Here is a 16,676-nt window from a genome sequence, read left to right on the forward strand (position 1 = left end):
CATCGGGGTGATTTTCGAGGGCGAAAGACCGCTGCGCGTGGAAAATTTAGAGCTTAGCAGAGAGTATTAACCGCGGATAAAATTTTAAATTTAGAGGTAATTTTAAAATTTACGCAGCGCGCAAATCGGCGCACTATGGCGCACTCCCGCGGATAAATTTAATCGCGGCTCGTTGTCGTTTTGAAATTTTGCGGCGCACTGCAGCGTCTAAATTTCATTTCCCGCGCCGTGTCGCGCAAATCCCTCGTTCGTGCCCTCAAAGCGAGCGTTTATGACGGCGGCGCGAATGTAGGTGCGGGCAGGCTTGGAATTCTACGTAAAATTTTGAAAGTATCCGCGCACAACGGCGCGTAAAAAGCGCGAAAATCCGGCGTCTAGACGCATGCCCGCTCATAGCTGCTACGGATTGAGCGAGCGAAGCGACAGAATTTAAACGCAGGGCGCGCGCGGGAAAAAGTCGAAGATGGGTGCAGAGAGATGCAAAAAAGCGAGAAAAAAGCGTAAAGGCGCGCGGCGGTATAGAGTGGGGTAGTGCGGGCTGCCGCAAATCAGGCTCGTAAATTGTGGATCGAAAGCGAGCTGAAACAAAAAGCTCGGTGCGCAAATTTCTTGTATAAATTTGCGGATAAGAAAGCTAGCGAGAGCAAAAAGTTCGGTGCGTAGATTTACGGATCGGGCGTCCGGTGCAGCAAGGGCGCGGAGTGTAAATTTAGCGAGAAAAATCGATGTATAAATTTCGCGCGCAAACTATCTTAAATTTAACGAGTAAATTTTAAAACTGCTCTCGCAGAATTTCACGACTAAATTTTACGCTTTGCCTCGTAGCATTTAACGCGCAGATCGCGCAAATTTAATGTTCCGCCAAGTGGAATTTAACGCGCAAATTCCGCGACGAAATTTCAGGGCGTTTCGAGCCTTGTGGCTTACAGTTTCCTAAGTTTTGCGATCTCATCGCGTAGCGCCGCGGCCTTTTCAAACTCCAGAGCGGCTGCGGCTTCGAGCATCTGTTTGCGGAGCTCCTTTACGATCTTGGCGCGCTCGGCGGCAGGCATCTTCTCTAAATTGGCACCCTTTCTTAAAATTTCGGTGCCGTCCTCGATCTTTAGGCTATTCTCGATATTGCGGCTCGCAGAATGCGGGGTTATGCCGTGAGCGCGGTTGTATTCATCTTGAAATTTACGGCGTTTTTGGGTGATGTCGATCGCCTCTTGCATCGAAGCGGTGATCTTTTTACAAAACATCACGACCTGTCCGTTCACGTTTCGCGCGGCTCGCCCCATCGTCTGAATAAGGCTGGTGCGCGAGCGCAAAAAGCCCTCCTTATCGGCATCCATGATCGCGATAAGGCTTACTTCGGGCAGATCGAGCCCCTCGCGGAGCAGATTTATACCGATTAGCATATCGTATTCGCCGCTGCGTAGGCCGCGGATGAGCTCGTTGCGCTCGATCGCATCGATGTCCGAGTGCATATATTTGACCTTAAGCCCAAGCTCTAGATAGTATTTGCTCAGCTCCTCCGCCATTTTTTTGGTCAGCACGGTCACTAAGATCCGCTCGCCGCGCGCGATGACATCCTTTGCCATATCGTGTAAAATTTCGACCTGGTTGTCGCTGTCTTTTAAGATAATCTGCGGATCGAGTAGTCCCGTCGGACGCAGTATCTGCTCATATACGGCTCCGCGGCTAAGGTCCAGCTCGTAATCATTTGGTGTTGCGGAGACGAATAGAAATTTAGCTTTTTTATTGATAAACTCATCAAACATCAGCGGGCGGTTATCAAGTGCGGAGGGTAGGCGGAAGCCGTACTGCACGAGCGTTTCTTTGCGGCTGCGATCTCCTGCGAACATCCCGCGAAACTGCGGCAGGCTCACGTGGCTTTCATCGACGATGACGAGGTAGTCCTTGCCCTTGCTCTCATAGTAATCAAAGAGCGAATAGGGCGTCTCGCCCGGCTTTTGACCGGTCAGATAGCGCGCGTAGTTTTCGATCCCCTTGCACATCCCCGTAGCGCCCAGCATCTCAAGGTCAAATTCCACTCGCCCTTTCAGCCGCTGTGCCTCGACGAGCTTGCCCGCGTCCTCGAAAAATTTCAGCCTCTGCTCAAGCTCCTCCTCGATCCCTTTGATCGTCGACTTCAGACGCTGCTCGCCCACGATGAACTGGCTCGTCGGGTAGAGAATAAATTTTTTGACGCTCTGCGTCTTTTTGTTTTCCAGCACGTCCAGATGATACATCGCCTCTATCTCGTCGCCGAAAAACTCGATCCTAAAAGCCTCGTCGTTAAAATACGCGGGGTAGATGTCGATCACGTCGCCGTTTACGCGAAAATTCCCGCGATCAAAAAAATCGTCGTTGCGCTTGTAACCCATATCGACGAGCTTACGAAGCAAAAATTTAGTGCTAAATTTTGATCCAATCTCAAAAAACAGCACCATGCCTTTGTATTCGGCGGGATCGCCCAGGCCGTAGTTTGCCGAAACCGACGCCACTGTGATGACGTCGTCGAAGCTTAGCAGGCTTGCAGTAGCGCTTAGTCGCAATCGCTCGAGCTCTTGATTTACGTCGCTGTCCTTTTCGATGAAAAGATCCTGCCTGGGGATGTAGGCCTCGGGCTGATAATAATCGTAGTAGCTGATGAAATACTCGACGTGATTTTGCGGGAAAAAGCCCTTAAATTCGCTATAAAGCTGCGCCGCGAGAGATTTATTATGCGTCATTACGAGCGCTGGAATTTCAAGACGCTTGATGATATTTGCCATAGTAAATGTTTTACCCGAGCCGGTAACGCCGAGAAGAGTTTGGTATTTGTTGCCGCTTTGAAAGCCCGCGACGATGCCTTCGATCGCTTTTTCTTGATCCTCGCTCGGGGAGAATTTGCTCTCGATTTTAAAATTTTGCAAAATTTTTCCTTTTTTAAAGCCAAAATTGGGTAATATTTTCATTTAAATTATATCAGAAAAGGCGAAATAATGGAATCAATCTTTGACGAAGAGAAAAAGGTCGAGGGCTTAAGCAATAAAGTAGCTGAGCTGATTAGACGCTATAGCGAAGCTAGAGACGAGAACGAAAAGCTACGCACAGAGCTAGCGACGGTCAAGGCGCAAAACGAGGCTTTGGGAATGCAGCTTGGCACGCTTGAAAATGATCTGGCATATCGCAAGATGAGCGATGAGGATCTAAGCAAGCAGATCGACGATATTTTGGCAGGCGATAATTTAGGCGAGAAATGAAAGAAATTTCGGTTCAGCTGACGAGTAAGTCTTTGACGAAAAAATACGCGATAAGCCTGGATGATGACTTTGCGAAGGTCTTCGGTAGGGACTGGCGGATTTTAACTCGTGGCAGCGATCATTTGGATGCGGGCGAACTGCTTGAAGCCTATATCCAAAAAAGCTATGAAAATTTTATGCTTAATAAAAAAATAGATGCCTTGGTAAAGGACATCGACGAAGGAGTAAAATGATGAAAATGAGAAAAGGTGCGGCAGTAGGCGGCGGCGTTAGCGGAATAATATTTTTAGCGATCATAATTTTCGTGATAGTAAAAATAATATATCCTAAATTAAGCGGTGCTAAGGATGAGGTTTTAGTAAAAGCTTATGCGGTCGAGCTTGAAGGCGTATTTAAAGATATACAACGCGACTACCTAAATCAAGGAAATTTTCGCGAGCTAAAGAGTATGACGGGCTCCAGGCAGTTTAGTGATAGCGATCTGGCACGTAGCTTAGCAGTCAATCAAAGCTTTACCTATGGCGTAGGACCGAAACTCAAAAACGATATGATCTTTTGCGCGACGATCACCTTGCGTCAAGATAGTGATGGCTATTTCTTCACAACTGAGAACATCAACCGCAACAGGGAGCGCTGCGAAGCATTTCATAAAGATACGACTTATATGAAGCTAAATGGCTTTAGGATAGGCAAATAATTTTTAAAATTTAATCGCGCGACTGCTATGGATTCGTAAAGCGTACGTGTAGCATAAGCGCGATAGTGCTAGTTGAAGTGCGTAGCCGTGCGTCGGCTCGCACCTCTTGCCAAAAACATGCCAAGATTTCAAGAATTCCATCTTTATAGGTATTTTTTCTAAAAATTTATGCTTTTAAATCAGTATTTTTGCATTTGTATTGACAGCCTATCGGCTAAAATTTTAATCATATTTTAGTTTATAATTCATAGCGGTCGTGATTTATGCCATTGCGGTTAAATTTATGAGATGGGTGCTTTGAAGCTATGCCCCTCGCATTGCGCGGCGATGTGAGCTGTGGCTGGATCTGCGAAAAGCGCCTTATAAAATAAGCGTATTAAAGCAAAATATCAAGATCATCTTAAATTTATGAAATTTATACCCCGAAAATGCGCGGAATTTCATCGGCGCGGGCTTGGGCGCGGGTTTTAAAAGTCTTTCATAGAATTTTATCGCTGATTCTCAACCGCCGATTTGATCCATCTGCGTAAGTAATCTAACTGCTGCGGCGTATGGAACCAATGCTCGCCGTTTTTCATAACGCTTAAGTCGCAGTCGAACTTCTGCGCGAAATTTCTAACGATACAAAGAGGCGTCATATCGTCGTTTTCTGCGTATAGAATTCTACTGGGCGTTTCCCACTTAGTGATCGGATTGTTCAAAACAAAACTCCAATATTCCCAAAAAAGCGGTTGCCCGACATGAGTCAAAATCATCCGCTCTTGCTTCAATCTCTCCTCGCTAACGCCGGCCCTACGCATAATATTTGAAATAACGTATTTCATATCAAGTATCGGCGAGACGAAGAGGCAGTCGCTAAGCTTTTCGTCGCGGAAGCTTTGCAGGCCGAGCCATGCCCCTAGGCTAACGGCAAACAGCGCGACCTCGTCCCAGCGCTTCTTTGCATACGATAAAATTTCGAGAAATTCCAAAATAGCGCGTCGCGGATCGCAAGAAGCGGGCTCGTGCCGCCTCTGTCCGTGCCCGGGCAGGTCAAAGCTAATAACCTGCCGGCCTTGCTCGCCAACGACGGAAGCCAAAAGCTCCGCATCATCTTTGCTTCCGCATTGCCCGTGAGCGTAGATATAAACCTTTTTTGAGCGGCTCCCCCAAACGGTGGCGGGAACGCCGCGTATCTCAATAGCACTCTTTTGCATTTTTCGTTCCTTTAAATTTTTGCGCCGATACCCGCATTTGCGGCAATGCTACAAGCAAAACCATAAATATTGCTGGAATTTAATAGCACGCCCCGCTAGGCTGCCTGCGATTAGCGATAAATTTTAAAATTTTACGCGCGAGCTGCACCTGCCGCTTTGTTTTAAAATTTAGCCGCACGAAATTTCAGGCGGCATAATTTTGATTCTTGCAGCGCAATTAAAATTCTATATCGTAGAAATTTTGCGCTGTCAGGCTGCAAAAATTCTTGCTACGAAATTCTGTATCGCAATTGCACGCGCCCTAAAATTTGCGTCTTAAAATTTTTATGTCGTAGAATTCTGCAAGCTGCGAAATTTAAAATTTAAGGCCACGCAAATTTTATCGCGACTCGTGCAAAATTTTAAAATTTTACGCCTGCTTTATTTGCAGGCTACGCGAATAAATACCGATTAAATTTCAGATTTCAAGCGGGCTCGCGCCTCAGAAGTTAAAATTTGCGCTAATTCATAAGCCCGCTCAAGATGCGGTTTTTAAAATTTCGGTGCTTGATAGCGCCCGCAATCGCACTGTGTTTGCTGCGATCTCGCCTAAAAAAGCTTAAAAAATCAATCCCGCGGCGCCGAGCTTGACCCCCAAAGAGATAACTATCAAAACCCCAAGCCCCGCGAAAAAGCCCGCCAGCACGTCATCCAGCATCACGCCGAGTCCGCCCGGCATGTCGCGATCCACGCGCCCGATGATCGAGGGTTTGCGGATGTCAAATGCCCTGAAAAACAGTAGCGCCAAAATCATCGCGACGATCGATATCCTGCTGCTCTCAAAGCCCGCGATCAGCTCCCGCAGCGGCAGCGAAAAGATCTCGCCCGCGGGCGCGGCGACGCACATCGCGATCCACACCCCCACGACTTCATCGATGACGATCTCGCCGTTATCGTGCGAGCAGGTCCGCTTCTCGTAATCGCTTACGATCTTAAGCGAGACGAAAAAGACGAGGCCAGCGCATAAAAACAGCGTTACCTCGCCCGCCAGCATCAAAATCGCAAGACCTACTATCCAGCCTGCGATGCTGCCCCAGGTGCCGGGCGCGGGCTTTAGTAGCCCCGCGCCGAAAAATGTAACGAAAATTTTATCCATAATTTTCCTTTTTAAAATTTTACCGCTTATTTTAATTAGAGCATTCGCTCGCGCACGAAAATTTTAAATTTCGTTTGCGCGTGCGAGGAAATTTTAAATTTTGTTCGTGCATATAGAATTTAAATTTCGCCCGCCTACACGAAATCAGTTCTACCCGCTTGTCACAAAATTTCGCTCACTAGCGTAGGAATTTTAAAATTCTACTCATTTGCGTAAAAATTTTAAAATTTTGCTCGCTTGCGCGGAGATTTCAAATCCGTCCGCCAACGCACGGCATTTTGCGCGAGCGAGCAGTCGTTGCGCTGCATCCGAGTTTTGCGCTGTAACTCGCAGCAACCGCAATTTTAAGCTTGCTTGCCGAAAGCTTAAATTTTAGATCCGCTACACTGCTAATTTACGCATATGCCGCGCCTTAAAATTTTAAATTCGCTTCGCCGCATGATTTTATTGCGTCGTTATAAATTTGCTACGTAGCCGAAGCTTTAAAATTTAAAGCTCGTTTTACCGCACCGCTTGTTTTAAAAATTTAGCTTCGTCGCGCTACAAAATTTTACGCCAAATTCTGCCCGCCGCTCTTTATTCTACAAAATTCCGCGCAGTCCTTTCTTTCCGCACTATGAAATTTTACTTTACGTCTAGCCGCCGTAAATTCTAACGTCGCGAAATTTTACCCTCTGCCTAGCTTCCGCAAATTCCACGTCATTTTTTGCGTTGCGCCCTCAAACGCTACGTCTTTAGCGCGCTGGTTTGATACAGCTGCATCAGCTGCTCGTAAAACTCGCTCTCGCCGTGGCTCTGCAAGATCCCGCTGTTTGGAAAAAGCTCGTCGTAGAGCTTTTGCAGATCTGAAAACCGCGCGGGAAAAAGCTCGCTTAAAATCATCGCCGAGATCTCTTTACGCATAAAAATCGCGGGCGGCAAAATCCCCGCGCGCAGCAGAGCTTTGAGATTTTGAGTGCGGTAATGCACGTGATGATGAGCGCCGTGAGGGCAGTTTTTGGTGCTTACGAGCACCTTACACTTCTCGCAATAGACGTATTCGGGCATCAGCAAAATTTCGATTTCGCCGCGCTTTTGATACTCGTCCAGCACCGAATGCACGCCGCCGCCTTCGAAAAATAGCTCCATATTTGCGTGATTTTGCCCAAAAATTATTTTGTTTATACCTAAATTTTTTGCGATTGCGCACTGCAGTGCGGGCTTGTCGTCAAAAATCGCAAGCGAGCCCAGATCGATCATCATGGCGCGTTGCGCAACCAAAAAATTTTGCAGCAAATAGCTTAGCGTTTTTTTGCGTAGTTCGTAGGGCAGGGCATCCGTGCTATTCGTGCCGGTTAAAAAAATCACCACGAAATCCGCCTTATCGATCATATGCCTAATCAGCCGCTCATGCACGCGGTGGATCGGATCGGCACAGGTAAAAAACGCTGAAATTTTAGGCGCGGCAAGCGAGCTTGCGACTTTTTTTATGCGCGCGATTTGCTCTGCAAGCTCATTTTTTAGCAGCGTGATGCGCCCTTGCACCGCAGTTTGCTCTGCGTACGCGTTTTGAAATACTGAGCCTGCGACCTCGCTTGCGCTTGGAGCATAAACGTCGCTAACGTCTATGCGCGCGACAAGCTCATAATAGGCGGGATTTGCAGCGGAATTTTTGATGAAATTTTCGGTGGAATTTGAGATAAAATTTCCCGCCGAATTTGCTACGGATTTTGCATCTGCGCTGCAAACGCGATTGAGTGCGGAATTTTCGGCAAAGCTCTGCGCGGAATTTACCGCAGAATTTTCACTGGAGCTTTTCTCCAAATCCAAAGCGGCGTTGTTTGCAGATTTTACATCTGTGCTGCGAGTAAAAGTTTGATCATAGCACGCAGCAAGACTTTCTATATGGTCTAAGCCCTCGCTTGTGGCGTTTATAGCGCTTTGCGCACTTGCAGTGCGCGCGAAATCCGTGCCGCTTTCTGCAAAATTCTGCTCGTTTTGCGCCGCGGCAGAAACTCCATCCTGCAAGTTGAGCGATCCTTTGGCTAGCAAATACGCGCCGCTCTCGCCGCTAAGCGAATTTTTGGCGTGTTCAGCTATGCCGTCCTTGCTAAGATAAAGCTCCAAAATATCGCCCTTTTTTGCGTCCGCGCAGGAAAAAACGAAATTTATGCCGCATACGCTTAGCTTGCTTGGGCGCAGTAGCTCGCAGCTCTTGCCGAAAGCGCCGTTTGCGAGTAGGCTCAAGACGTTTAGGTCGGAGCGCGAGATCACTATCTTGCGGATTTGCGTTGCGCTATTATTTGCGCCTTTGCTCTCGCTTCCGGCTTGCTCTGCTTTTAAATTTCTTGCCGCTCCCTTAGCTTGCACCTCATCTTTTCTAGCATTGCTCGCTTTTGACATTTTTAAATTCCGCATCGTTTTTAAATCACGCTTTGCTTTTGAGCTCTGTGATGCTTTTAAATTTTGCTTCGCTTCTAAATTCTGCGCCGCGTCACTCGAAGCTTTTGCGATGTTTAGAGTTTTTATGCCGCTTAAAATTCCTTCACTTTCAAGCGGTTTTATTTCGTTTAAATTGCCGGTATCGCGTGAAATTTCTGTCCCGTCTGCGATCCATGCCGAGCGCGCGCGGCTATTTTTTTCTTGCGATGCCATATTTTTTCCTTTTCTCCCAAAGCGATTTTCGCGAAATCCCAAGTGCCGCCGCCAGATCGGAGTCGAAATACTCGTCTTGGTGCGCTACGATCGTGAGCTTTACGTATTCTTCGATGCTTAAAATTTCACTGCGTTCTTTGCTGCTGCCAAGCGTAATTTCGTCGTTAAAGCCCTTTTGCGCGCCGATGGATCCGGCAATTAGGCGCATGGATTTGGTTTTGCTTAGAAATTTTTCCTTCTGTGCGCCGCTTAGGCTATCAAAATCTGGTGCGTAAAAAATCTCCGCGCCGCATTCTAGCGGCTCAGGGTCTTGTGCGGATAAAATTTTAAGGCGCGATTTTAGCGCAAGCGCGATCTTAAATACCGCCGCAGCTCGCGCTGCCGCATCGCCGCGCAAAAGAAGCGGAAATTTTATCTGCGCTAAACGCGCGGGCGGTATTTCGCACGAAAGAGAGATCTCTTTAAGCAACGCTTCGTAGGCTTCGTTTTGCGATTTTAGCGAGCGAAACTGCGCGTAGTGCTCGATCTTTTTGATGAGTTCCTCTATCATAAAGGGCTTTTGGATATAATCCGTAGCGCCCGCTTTTACGGGGTTTAGCACCGTTTCGCTATCGACGTAGGCGACCATCAAAATTATGATCGAGCGCCTAAATTTCTCGATCAGCGGATAAAAGCTCGCGCCGCTCCAGCTCGTAGAGAGCAGCACCGCCTCAAACTCCTCCGTAAGGCCCGCCGCGGCCGCCAAACTCGTCGCGTTAGTGCATTCATGTCCCAGCGCACCGAGCTTGTTTGCGATACTTTGAGCAAGATAGCTTTCGCTCTCGATTATTAAAATTTTCATGCGCCCCGCGCCTTTACTGCGTGCTTTTGCCAGTCGTAAAATTTCAAGCTTACCGCAGCCTGAGCGGCGATGCCCTCGCTTCTGCCCGTAAATCCCAGCCCTTCGGTCGTGGTCGCTTTGACATTGACGCGCGCGCAGTTTAAAATTTCGCTTAAAACCTCTTGCATCTGCGCTTTGTAGGCTCCGATCTTCGGGCGCTGCGCGATGATCGTAATATCGGCATTTACGAGCTCGTAGCCGTAGCCTCTGACGCGCCGCATTACATTTCGTAACAGCTCCTTGCTGTCAGCGCCTTTAAATTTGACATCGCTGTCTGGGAAGAGCTCACCGATGTCGCCCAGCATCGCTGCGCCGCAAATAGCGTCGATTAGGGCATGGATTGCTACGTCGCCATCGCTGTGCGCGATCAGCGCGAACTCGCACGGAATTTTCACGCCGCCGAGCACGATGCCCGCGCCTTTTTCAAGCGCGTGCACGTCGTAACCCGTGCCGCAAAAGATATCGCGCGAGCAGGGTTTTAAATTTAACGCCGCCAGATCGCTTACGCGCGTGATCTTAAGTGCGCCCGCTTCGCCTTTTATAAACTTTAATCGTCCGCCCGCGCTGCCGACTGCCGCGCTGTCGTCGGTAAAAGCTTCGCTTCCATCAAGCGCCTTTTTAAGCAGCGCCGTGCGCGAGAGCTGCGGCGTTTGGATGAGGCGTAGATCCTCCCTCTTAACTACGTCCTTGCCGAGGTAGGTCGTGTCGTTTACGCCAAGATAGGGGCTGATGCAGTCTGCGCCTCCTAAATTTCGTATCAGCGAAGAGATTAGCCCTGGCGAAATTTGTGCGCGGGCTACGTCGCTTACGAGCACGAGCTCGCTATCTATGAGCTGCAGCGCGTTTTTTAGCGAGCTTTGGCGATTTGCACCGCCGGGGGCGAAGTGAAATTTTAAATTCGCAGGCCCGCATTCATACGCGTTGCATTCGACTTGAGCTTTAAAATTTTCCGCGCTCTGCGGCTTGCTTGCGTCGTTTAGATCGTCTGCGCCGCATTCGATCCCGCCCTGCTTTCTTTGAAATTTATACTCGCTCGTGTCGCACTCTGCGCTTTTGCCGCGCGCCGAAGCCGAGCTGCACGCATAGAGGCGCTCGCAATAGCCCACGTCCTCCTCGTTTACGGCTATTATGATTTTTTTAAATGTGTGCGCCCGCGCAATGCTCTGCGCGACGTATTGCCAAAGCGGCAGCTCGCCCACGCGCAGCCACTGCTTTTTGACGCTCAGCTCAAACCTGCTCGAATCGCCCGCGGCGAGCAAAATCAGCGATATATCTTTCAAATTTTATCCTTGAAATTTTGTTACGAAATTATACGTATTAAAAATGAAAGCAAAATTAATCGCGGCTTGCGAGCTAAAATATCTTAAACTTAGGCGTAAATTTACGCGGCGCGGCGGCGAAATTTCAGCTTACGTTACGAAAATAAACGGCAAAAGAAAAGTAAGGATTAATGAAATTTGTTATATTATACGCGCATTTTTAAGAAGCGAGGCGAAAATGACCGAAAGCTGCGTATCACAGATCTATTTTGCAAAAAAGGGTGAGCCGACGCCGCAGATGAGAGAGGTCGCGCAAAGCGAGCGCATGGACGTGCGGGTCTTGTGTGATCTTATCGCGCAAGGAAGAGCGATCATCCCCGCAAACGTTAATCACAAAAGCCTAAAACCCGTCGGTATCGGGCGCGCGCTGCGGTGCAAGATCAATGCAAACATCGGCTCCTCGGGCACGACGAGCGATATTGAGGGCGAGCTGGAAAAGTTTGAGGTCTGCTTAAAGTACGGCGCCGATACGGTGATGGATCTAAGCACGGGCGGCGATTTGGACGAGATCCGCGCCGCGATAATCGAGCGCTCGCCCGTACCCATAGGCACGGTGCCGATCTATCAGATGATCCATGAGCTGGGCGATATTAAAAATTTAAAAACGAGCGCTATTCTTAGCACGATCGAGAAGCAAGCACGGCAGGGAGTGGATTATTTCACGATCCACGCGGGCTTTAAGCTCGAGTTTATGCCGCTGCTTTCCCGTCGCAAGATGGGTATCGTAAGCAGAGGTGGCTCGCTGATAGCGTCGTGGATGATGAAATTTCATAAGCAAAACCCCTTCTACGAAGCGTTTGATGAAATTTGCGATATCTGCGCCGCCTACGACGTATCGCTATCTCTAGGCGACGGCTTGCGCCCGGGCTGCTTATACGACGCAACCGACAAAGCGCAGCTTAGCGAGCTTGAAATTTTAGGCGAGCTGGCCCTGCGCGCGAATGAAAAAAACGTGCAGGTGATGATCGAGGGGCCGGGGCATATCCCGTTTAACGAGATCGAGCTAAATATGCAGCTAGAGCGCAAGCTCTGCCGCGACGCGCCATTTTACGTGCTGGGGCCGCTTCCGACCGATATCGGCGCGGGCTATGATCATATCAGCTCGGCTATCGGCGGGACGATGGCTGCGTATTGCGGTGCTAGCATGCTCTGCTACGTAACGCCAAAGGAGCATCTGGGGCTTCCCAATGCAAGCGACGTCAGAGAGGGTATCATCGCGCATAAGATCGCCGCTCACGCCGCAGACATCGCGCTAGGCAAAGCGGGCGCGATAGAGCGCGATCACGAGATGAGCGATGCGAGGTATAATTTTGATTGGAACAGGCAGTTTGAGCTTAGCTTCGATCCTGCGCATGCGCGCGAGCTGCACGACGAGAGCCTGGGCGATGAAATTTATAAAGGCGCGGAGTTTTGCTCGATGTGCGGGCCGAAATTTTGCGCATATAAAATCAGTAGAAATTTAACCGAAAATAAGGAGAAAGAATGAGTAAAGACGAAGTCTTAAATTTGCTTAAAAGCGTGATCTATCCGGGCTTTTCTAAAAGCATCGTGGATTTTGGATTTGTAAAAGAGGTCGAGATCGGCGATAGAATTTTCGTAGGGATCGAAATCCCCAGCGCCAAGCCTGAGATCGCCGCAGAGCTCAGATCGGCGGTGCAAAAGGTGCTTGGCGCGGACGTGGAAATTTTAATCAAACAGCCCAAGATCGCCGAGGAAAAGAGCAACTCTCGCAGCGGTAAAAATATCGCGCCGCAGATCAAGCATTTCGTGATGATCAGCAGCGGCAAGGGCGGCGTAGGCAAGAGCACGACGACGCTAAATTTAGCCATCAGCACGGCAAAGCTCGGCAAGAGGGTGGGGATTTTGGACGCCGATATTTACGGACCGAACTTGCCGCGAATGCTGGGGGAGGATAAGACGCAAGCAAGCGTCGTGGGGCAGAAGCTAAAGCCGATCTTAAGCCACGGCGTGGAGATGATGAGCATGGGCGTGCTGATGGAGGAGGGCGCGAGCCTTATCTGGCGCGGCTCTATGATAATGAAGGCGATCGAGCAGCTGCTAAAAGACGTGGCGTGGAGCGACCTGGACGTGCTATTTTTGGATATGCCTCCGGGCACGGGCGACGCGCAGCTTACGCTCGCTCAGAGCGTGCCGGTGACGGCGGGCGTGTGCGTCACGACGCCGCAGACGGTCGCGCTGGACGATAGCGCACGCGGGCTTGATATGTTCGAAAAGCTCCACATCCCGATCGCAGGCCTTATCGAGAATATGAGCGGCTTCATCTGCCCAGATAACGGCAAGGAGTACGATATCTTCGGTCGCGGTGGCGCGCAAAAGCTGGCGCAGCGATACAATACCGAAGTAATCGGCGAGATCCCGATCGAGATCGCTATCCGCGAGGGCGGCGACAGCGGCAAGCCGGTGAGCTTCTACGCGCCGGATTCTTTAAGTGCGAAGCGCTACGAAGATGCCGCGCGCAAGCTGTGGGAGAAGATCGAGAAGATCGATCGCGAGGAGCTAGCGGACAACTCCGCGATCCAGCCGGTGATGGACGGCAAGAGCGCCTGCTCGAATTAGGATTATTTTGAAATTATAAGGAGTAAAAAAATGAAAGAAAAACCAAAATGCCCACATTGTGGAACGAATGAATATGTTGTTTTGGATAATACCGGCAAAGTCGTAGGAACCGGTACGGGAATTGCAGTGGGGGGGGGCGGCAGGCTATTGTGGCACAACGGCTGGAGCGACGGCGGGTGCTGCAATTGGCTCTGCAATCATGCCCGGTATCGGAACTGCCATAGGAGCTGTAGCCGGTGGAGCTATGGGTTTTTTAACTGGAGCAGCTGCAGGAGGAGTAGTTGGTAATAAAGTTGGTGAGGCAATTGATGATGCACGGGCTTCTTATAAATGCAATAAATGCGGTCATGAATTTAATGGAGATTAAGAATGTAATGTAAGAGCGCCTGCTCGAATTAGGGCATTGACGGGCGCGGCGTCGAATTTCTCTTGAATTTTGCAGATTGAAATTCAACGCGGAATTTCATAGTTTGAAATTTCACGCCTAATTTCGCTGCAAATTTTATAGTGCTCGCAAAATTTCGTTATACAAATCCGTCATAAAATTTTGCCCGTAAATTTCGCGGGCAAAATTTCACGCGGGTTTCGCGGCTTGGAATTTCATGCTGAATTTTGAAGCTCGAAATTTTGCGTTAAAATTTCGCCACGAAATTTTGAAGTGATTTTACGGCGAAATTTTATGGTGCCAGTAAAATTTTTGTGTATAGAATTTCGTGTAGAGTTTCGTAGCGCGAGTTTTTATACTAAATTTTAGAGCTTGAAATTCCGCTTTGATTTTGAGCAAATTTATAGCGCTCGCAAAATTTGGGCAGACAAAATTTCGTAGTTTGAAATTTCGAGCTACAATTTTACCCAAGCTTCGTTGTGTGAGGGTTCAGATAAAATTCTAAGCGCAGAATTTTACGGCGAAAATTAAATTCCAAACGCGCAATTCAGCGAGGTAAAATTTGCCGTAGAATTCCGCCTTGGAGTTTTAAATGTAAAATTTTAAGCATAAAGCTTTGCCGCAGAATTTTAAAATGTGAAATTTTATCGCTAAAGCTCTGTTTTAAAATTTTAAGATGGGGCTTTAAAATATGAATTTTAGGCTTGAAATTTTATCGCGCCTAGCTTTTTAGTGGTAGTCGCAGCATTGCGCTAGTTTAAATTTTTACTTCGCCGAGCTTTATGGCGGTGTAGTTTATCTGCGAAAGCCTCTGTAGAGTTTATTTGGGATGGAATTTTATCCGTAACGGTCGCGGCAAGGAAATTTCTCGCGCAGCTGAAATTTAAGCAGCTGGAATTTCATTCGTATAGGCTGTGGAGCCAAGGCGGCAAAATCCCTAAGCCTAGGGCTTTTAGGTTTATGGATTTTACTTTTATACGAAATAAGAAAGGTCGGTAATGAGGTTTTTGATTATTTTGGTGCTTGCATTTGCGGCGTTCGCGCAAGAGAGCAATATGCAAAAATGGGCGAAAGAGATTACCACGGACGCGCAGATCCCGCAGGATAAGTTTTTGGCGTTTTATCTGAATAAAGATGAGCCTAAGAAAGTGGTTTTCTCTGAAAACGTCGATCGCATCAGCGTCAATTATGAAGGAAATTCCTTCCATGAAATTCCATCTCCAAATCTTATGGCGTATTGGGTCGGCGAGTTTAATTTCGACGCCGATATCGAAAAGATGGTGCTAGGAGATTACGGCTGGTCTACGCTGGTAATCGCCGTAGATGGCACGGACGTGCTAGGCGGAACATCTAGCAATCAAAAGCGCCCGCTTACGTATAAATTTAGCAAGGGCAAGCACAAGATCGAAGCGTGGTTTTTAAATGACGCGCATTCCAGCGAGCTTTTCGTGGATTTTAAAGATGTAGAGCCCTTTTATCGTCAAAAAGACGCCGTAGCCAAGATCCCTGCGGATAAGGACTACGATCTGTGGCTGGGCGCGATCTACGAAAGCGCGCAGATGAATAATCGCGTCAAGCTAAATTTAGCTAAATCCGATAAGCCCATCGTGCTACTGCTTAGCTCATATCGCGCCGTGGAGTGGGAGATCTCAAATCCGCAAAATAACGAAATTCTAGCCGTGTTAATTTACAATCCCATTAGTAGCGTCCGTGGCGTAAGCGGTGCGCTTTACGTCGAGGATTACAGATACACAGAGGCTGCGGATGGGCTTAAATGCGAGTGCATCTCTGGCAATGTCTTTCACTGCGACGGCAGCGAGATTTATGATATGAACGGGCGCGTAAACGGGATATTTGGCAGAGGCCTGGGGGCATTTGCCGGCAAGCACGCCGTAAATTCCTTAGATTTGCCGGGGCTTGTTATCACTCCAAAAATTTTAGACGAAAGCAAAGCTCGCCTACTCTCGGTAGAAGCGGACCGCAAGAAATGCGAAAGCACACCGATGGATGATGTGTTTAGGTAGGATGGAATTTAAAATTTGGAGGAAAAAATGAGTAAAATTTTATATAATTTTTTGATTGATTTGTATTTTATGGGAGAAGTAGATGCCTAAAAGTCTTAAAAGCATTTTTGATAAGCTAAAAGAAATTTATGAGGGAATTTCAGTTACTTTAAAATTAATTTTTTCAATAGCACTTATACTTTCCATTATTGCAGGCTTTACTTTTGTGATTACTTATATGAGGGGTAACAGATTTTTTAGTTACGAAATTTTTAATGTAAGTAATATATGGATTTTTTTACTTGCAGGTATTTATGCAGTTATAATTTTAATATGTGCATACGGATTCTTTATTTTGGGTGCTTGTATGCGCATAACGCAATCCAACCCTAATGTTGATAGGTGTCTTTTATATAAGTGGCACGATAGTGGTTCCCTCTACATCTTTATAAATATATTTCTTGTAATTGTTGTATTTTTTATAGGTTGTTATTTTGGGCATAATGACAATTCTTTTACGACTTTCTTTGCGATACTTGCAATAATATTTTATGTTATGTATATATCATCAGTACTTAAAGATTGTAAAGATATAAAAATACTTTTTATGGTATCGGCAA

Annotated in this window: 15 protein-coding genes; 9 read left to right on the forward strand and 6 right to left on the reverse strand. The window is 47.8% G+C overall.

From position 1 onward, the window contains the following. Nucleotides 1-180: 180 nt before the first annotated feature. Nucleotides 181-354 carry a hypothetical protein gene (locus Q0413_RS04450; protein WP_298987721.1) on the forward strand — a complete coding sequence of 58 codons (174 nt, stop codon included), beginning with the start codon at nucleotides 181-183 and terminating at the stop codon, nucleotides 352-354. Nucleotides 355-923: 569 nt separating this feature from the next. Here Q0413_RS04450 and uvrB read toward each other — a convergent pair. Then, nucleotides 924-2,900, reverse strand: coding sequence for an excinuclease ABC subunit UvrB (uvrB, locus tag Q0413_RS04455; protein ID WP_298987723.1), 1,977 nt, complete (start codon nucleotides 2,898-2,900; stop codon nucleotides 924-926). 69 nt (nucleotides 2,901-2,969) lie between these two features. On the opposite strand from uvrB, the gene Q0413_RS04460 reads away from it, so the two are divergent. From Q0413_RS04460 to Q0413_RS04470, 3 genes are read left to right on the forward strand one after another with little or no spacing between them, the layout of a single operon-like run. After that, on the forward strand, nucleotides 2,970-3,230 hold the full coding sequence (locus tag Q0413_RS04460) for a hypothetical protein (RefSeq protein WP_177388007.1): 261 nt from the start codon (nucleotides 2,970-2,972) through the stop codon (nucleotides 3,228-3,230). Beyond that, complete coding sequence (locus tag Q0413_RS04465) at nucleotides 3,227-3,463, forward strand: hypothetical protein (RefSeq protein WP_005871317.1); 237 nt, start codon at nucleotides 3,227-3,229, stop codon at nucleotides 3,461-3,463. Before Q0413_RS04460 ends, Q0413_RS04465 begins: the two co-directional genes overlap by 4 nt. Further along, complete coding sequence (locus tag Q0413_RS04470; RefSeq protein ID WP_005871318.1) at nucleotides 3,460-3,927, forward strand: hypothetical protein; 468 nt, start codon at nucleotides 3,460-3,462, stop codon at nucleotides 3,925-3,927. The genes Q0413_RS04465 and Q0413_RS04470 overlap by 4 nt, the downstream gene beginning before the upstream one ends. 488 nt (nucleotides 3,928-4,415) lie before the next feature. Here the strand turns inward: Q0413_RS04470 and Q0413_RS04475 are convergent, their stop codons facing one another. The 5 genes from Q0413_RS04475 to ispF form a co-directional block, all read right to left on the reverse strand. Continuing rightward, nucleotides 4,416-5,123, reverse strand: coding sequence for an alpha/beta hydrolase (locus Q0413_RS04475; RefSeq protein WP_298987725.1), 708 nt, complete (start codon nucleotides 5,121-5,123; stop codon nucleotides 4,416-4,418). Nucleotides 5,124-5,721: 598 nt separating this feature from the next. After that, entirely contained in the window at nucleotides 5,722-6,258 is a 537-nt protein-coding gene (locus tag Q0413_RS04480; RefSeq protein ID WP_298987727.1) for a phosphatidylglycerophosphatase A, read from the reverse strand. A gap of 726 nt (nucleotides 6,259-6,984) precedes the next feature. Further along, nucleotides 6,985-8,892 (reverse strand): hypothetical protein, encoded by a 1,908-nt coding sequence (locus tag Q0413_RS04485; RefSeq protein ID WP_298987729.1) that lies wholly within the window; start codon nucleotides 8,890-8,892, stop codon nucleotides 6,985-6,987. Continuing rightward, on the reverse strand, nucleotides 8,870-9,733 hold the full coding sequence (locus Q0413_RS04490; protein ID WP_298987730.1) for a response regulator: 864 nt from the start codon (nucleotides 9,731-9,733) through the stop codon (nucleotides 8,870-8,872). Before Q0413_RS04490 ends, Q0413_RS04485 begins: the two co-directional genes overlap by 23 nt. Beyond that, nucleotides 9,730-11,052, reverse strand: a complete 1,323-nt coding sequence (gene ispF, locus Q0413_RS04495; RefSeq protein ID WP_298987732.1) for a 2-C-methyl-D-erythritol 2,4-cyclodiphosphate synthase — start codon at nucleotides 11,050-11,052, stop codon at nucleotides 9,730-9,732. Before ispF ends, Q0413_RS04490 begins: the two co-directional genes overlap by 4 nt. 217 nt (nucleotides 11,053-11,269) lie before the next feature. Here ispF and thiC point away from each other — a divergent pair, with 217 nt between their 5' ends. From thiC to Q0413_RS04520, 5 genes are all read left to right on the forward strand, one after another. Beyond that, nucleotides 11,270-12,577 carry a phosphomethylpyrimidine synthase ThiC gene (thiC, locus tag Q0413_RS04500; protein WP_298987739.1) on the forward strand — a complete coding sequence of 436 codons (1,308 nt, stop codon included), beginning with the start codon at nucleotides 11,270-11,272 and terminating at the stop codon, nucleotides 12,575-12,577. Beyond that, entirely contained in the window at nucleotides 12,574-13,668 is a 1,095-nt protein-coding gene (locus Q0413_RS04505) for an Mrp/NBP35 family ATP-binding protein (RefSeq protein ID WP_298987734.1), read from the forward strand. Before thiC ends, Q0413_RS04505 begins: the two co-directional genes overlap by 4 nt. A gap of 244 nt (nucleotides 13,669-13,912) precedes the next feature. Then, on the forward strand, nucleotides 13,913-14,035 hold the full coding sequence (locus Q0413_RS04510; RefSeq protein WP_298987735.1) for a hypothetical protein: 123 nt from the start codon (nucleotides 13,913-13,915) through the stop codon (nucleotides 14,033-14,035). A 1,016-nt stretch (nucleotides 14,036-15,051) separates the two neighbouring features. Next, nucleotides 15,052-16,077: a hypothetical protein gene (locus Q0413_RS04515; RefSeq protein ID WP_298987737.1), complete on the forward strand. Its 1,026-nt coding sequence runs from the start codon at nucleotides 15,052-15,054 to the stop codon at nucleotides 16,075-16,077. An 82-nt stretch (nucleotides 16,078-16,159) separates the two neighbouring features. Further along, nucleotides 16,160-16,676 (forward strand): hypothetical protein (locus Q0413_RS04520; RefSeq protein WP_298987738.1); only part of this gene is annotated, 517 nt, incomplete at its 3' end.

Source organism: uncultured Campylobacter sp. (genome assembly GCF_938045465.1).
Lineage (GTDB): Bacteria > Campylobacterota > Campylobacteria > Campylobacterales > Campylobacteraceae > Campylobacter_B.

Coding starts and splice junctions, on each gene's coding strand:
- Q0413_RS04510 (WP_298987735.1), top strand. CDS start 13,913: ATGGGTTTTTTAACTGGAGCAGCTGCAGGAGGAGTAGTTGGTAATAAA.
- Q0413_RS04505 (WP_298987734.1), top strand. CDS start 12,574: ATGAGTAAAGACGAAGTCTTAAATTTGCTTAAAAGCGTGATCTATCCG.
- Q0413_RS04475 (WP_298987725.1), bottom strand. CDS start 5,123: ATGCAAAAGAGTGCTATTGAGATACGCGGCGTTCCCGCCACCGTTTGG.
- Q0413_RS04465 (WP_005871317.1), top strand. CDS start 3,227: ATGAAAGAAATTTCGGTTCAGCTGACGAGTAAGTCTTTGACGAAAAAA.
- Q0413_RS04460 (WP_177388007.1), top strand. CDS start 2,970: ATGGAATCAATCTTTGACGAAGAGAAAAAGGTCGAGGGCTTAAGCAAT.
- Q0413_RS04490 (WP_298987730.1), bottom strand. CDS start 9,733: ATGAAAATTTTAATAATCGAGAGCGAAAGCTATCTTGCTCAAAGTATC.
- thiC (WP_298987739.1), top strand. CDS start 11,270: ATGACCGAAAGCTGCGTATCACAGATCTATTTTGCAAAAAAGGGTGAG.
- Q0413_RS04470 (WP_005871318.1), top strand. CDS start 3,460: ATGATGAAAATGAGAAAAGGTGCGGCAGTAGGCGGCGGCGTTAGCGGA.
- Q0413_RS04515 (WP_298987737.1), top strand. CDS start 15,052: ATGAGGTTTTTGATTATTTTGGTGCTTGCATTTGCGGCGTTCGCGCAA.
- Q0413_RS04480 (WP_298987727.1), bottom strand. CDS start 6,258: ATGGATAAAATTTTCGTTACATTTTTCGGCGCGGGGCTACTAAAGCCC.
- Q0413_RS04485 (WP_298987729.1), bottom strand. CDS start 8,892: ATGGCATCGCAAGAAAAAAATAGCCGCGCGCGCTCGGCATGGATCGCA.